This is a genomic window from Arundinibacter roseus (assembly GCF_004348825.1).
Taxonomy (GTDB): domain Bacteria; phylum Bacteroidota; class Bacteroidia; order Cytophagales; family Spirosomataceae; genus Arundinibacter; species Arundinibacter roseus.
The window spans coordinates 1,630-4,394 of the sequence record NZ_SMJU01000031.1 but is presented as its reverse complement, the minus strand read 5'-3'; the positions used below and the strand labels follow the sequence as shown (position 1 = coordinate 4,394).

Below are 2,765 nucleotides of genomic sequence, written 5' to 3'. Positions count from 1 at the left end.
TTTATCAACATGCGGAAAGAAGAAAAAACGAAGAGTTGGGAGAGTTATGTAAGTTCTTGGGCGATTAGTACCGCTCAGCTCAACGCCTCTCAGCGCGTAGACCTGCGGCCTATCAACGTCGTAGTCTACGACGGCCCTTGTGTGGAGGATTCATCTTCGGGCCAGTTTCGCACTTAGATGCTTTCAGCGCTTATCTGTTCCCCACATAGCTACCCGGCCATGCTCCTGGCGGAACAACCGGCTCACCAGCGGTGGGTCCACCCCGGTCCTCTCGTACTAAGGGCAGCCCCCGTCAATCCTCCTACGCCCACCACAGATAGGGACCGAACTGTCTCACGACGTTCTGAACCCAGCTCGCGTGCCACTTTAATCGGCGAACAGCCGAACCCTTGGGACCTTCTCCAGCCCCAGGATGTGACGAGCCGACATCGAGGTGCCAAACCTCCCCGTCGATGTGAGCTCTTGGGGGAGATCAGCCTGTTATCCCCGGCGTACCTTTTATCCTTTGAGCGATGGCCCTTCCATACAGAACCACCGGATCACTATACCCTGGTTTCCCACCTGCTCGACCCGTCGGTCTTGCAGTCAAGCCTGCTTGTACTATTGCACTCCACACACGGTTACCAAGCGTGTTGAGCAGACCTTTGGAAGCCTCCGTTACCCTTTCGGAGGCGACCACCCCAGTCAAACTACCCACCATGCACGGTCTCCGACTCGGTCGGATTAGATCCCAGGCCAGCGAAGGGTGGTATTTCAACGGTGGCTCCATGATGCCTGGCGACACCACTTCACAGCCTCCCACCTATCCTACACATCCCTGACCCGAAACCAATGCAAAGCTATAGTAAAGGTGCACGGGGTCTTTCCGTCCCGTGGCGGGTAAGCGGCATCTTCACCGCTACTACAATTTCACCGAGCTCACGGCCGAGACAGTGCCCAGATCGTTACACCATTCGTGCAGGTCGGAACTTACCCGACAAGGAATTTCGCTACCTTAGGACCGTTATAGTTACGGCCGCCGTTTACCGGGGCTTCGATTCAATGCTTCGCCTTGCGGCTGACATCCCCTCTTAACCTTCCGGCACCGGGCAGGTGTCAGACCCTATACGTCAACTTTCGTTTTGGCAGAGTCCTGTGTTTTTGCTAAACAGTCGCCTGGGCCATTTCTCTGCGACCTCTTATTTCTAAGTAGGCCCCCCTTCTCCCGAAGTTACAGGGTTAATTTGCCGAGTTCCTTAGCCGTGATTCACTCGAGCACCTTAGAATTCTCTTCTCGACCACCTGTGTCGGTTTGCGGTACGGGTCGCTGATAGCTGATGTTTCAAAAGCTTTTCTTGGAAGCAGGTTCGCTTCTTCGCTTCGCCCGTAGGCTCTGCTCAACGCCCAATTCCGTCTGGACGTAGAAACCACCCCGCTCCGTCACTTCTTCACACTATCAGCGAGGGCCGGAATATTAACCGGCTGTCCATCGAAGTACGCCTGTCGGCTCCCCCTTAGGTCCCGCCTGACCCTCCGTTGATTAGCATAGCGGAGGAATCCTGGGTCTTTCGGTGTGCATGTTTCCCACATGCATTATCGTTACTCATGCCTACATTTGCTTTTCTGATCGGTCCACCATGGCTCACGCCACAACTTCTCCCCCATCAGAATGCTCCCCTACCGATATTGCTATCGCATGGCTTCGGTAATATGCTTGATGCCCGTTTATTATCGGTGCCCGCCCCGCTCGACCAGTGAGCTGTTACGCACTCTTTAAATGTATAGCTGCTTCCAAGCTAACATCCTGGCTGTCTCTGCAGTCGGACCCCCTTAGTTCAACTTAGCATATATTTTGGGACCTTAGCCGATGCTCCGGGTTGTTCCCCTCTCGGACACGGACCTTTGCACCCGTGCCCTCACTGCCGGGTATATTGACGGCCATTCGGAGTTCGTCAGGATTTGGTAGGATTTGACTCCCCCTAGTCCTATCGGTAGCTCTACCTGCCGTCAACTAAACCCCGACGCTGTTCCTAAAAACATTTCGGGGAGTACGAGCTATTTCTCAGTTTGATTGGCCTTTCACCCCTACCCTCAGTTCATCCGAAAACTTTTCAACGTTTACCGGTTCGGTCCTTCATCTCGTGTTACCGAGACTTCAACCTGACCAAGGGTAGATCACCAAGTTTCGCGTCTACAGCCACCGACTACGCGCCCTATTCAGACTCGCTTTCGCTTCGGCTCCCCCCGTCAACGGGGTTAACCTTGCCGGTGACCGTAACTCGTAGGCTCATTATGCAAAAGGCACGGCGTCACCCGTAGGCTCCGCCCGCTTGTAGGCGCATGGTTTCAAGTTCTATTTCACCCCGCTATTCGCGGTACTTTTCACCTTTCCCTCACGGTACTCGTTCACTATCGGTCTCTCAGGAGTATTTAGCCTTGGCGGATGGTGCCGCCGGATTCGAAGGGGATTTCTCCGGTCCCCCCCTACTCAGGATACCACCTCAGATGCAGTCTCTTACGTCTACGGGACTCTCACCCCCTATGGTTGGCCTTCCCAGACCATTCGACTTTAAACTACACCCACTCGGGTGGTCCTACAACCCCGGTCATGCCGTAACATGGCCGGTTTGGGCTGTTCCGCGTTCGCTCGCCACTACTTGCGGAATCACTCTTGTTTTCTTCTCCTGGGGGTACTTAGATGTTTCAGTTCCCCCCGTTCGCCTCCCCGTAGGGATAATCAGGCTTCACCTGATTGGGTTGCCCCATTCGGATATCTACGGATTAAT

Annotated in this window: 2 protein-coding genes and 1 other annotated feature (1 of these 3 running past the window's edge); both genes read left to right on the top strand. The window is 54.5% G+C overall.

Translation table 11 applies throughout. From position 1 onward, the window contains the following. Positions 1–45: 45 nt before the first annotated feature. Positions 46–2,765 (bottom strand) — a sequence feature (most likely nonfunctional fraction of RNA operon); it runs 1,620 nt beyond the window's last position. Further along, entirely contained in the window at positions 513–821 is a 309-nt protein-coding gene (locus tag EZE20_RS24320; protein WP_199879950.1) for a hypothetical protein, read from the top strand. It overlaps the preceding feature by 309 nt. Continuing rightward, positions 2,521–2,765 (top strand): hypothetical protein (locus EZE20_RS24345; protein ID WP_207104712.1); only part of this gene is annotated, 245 nt, incomplete at its 3' end.

Excerpts from the sequence above, each read along its gene's own strand:
- EZE20_RS24320 (WP_199879950.1), top strand. The coding sequence starts at position 513 with ATGGCCCTTCCATACAGAACCACCGGATCACTATACCCTGGTTTCCCA.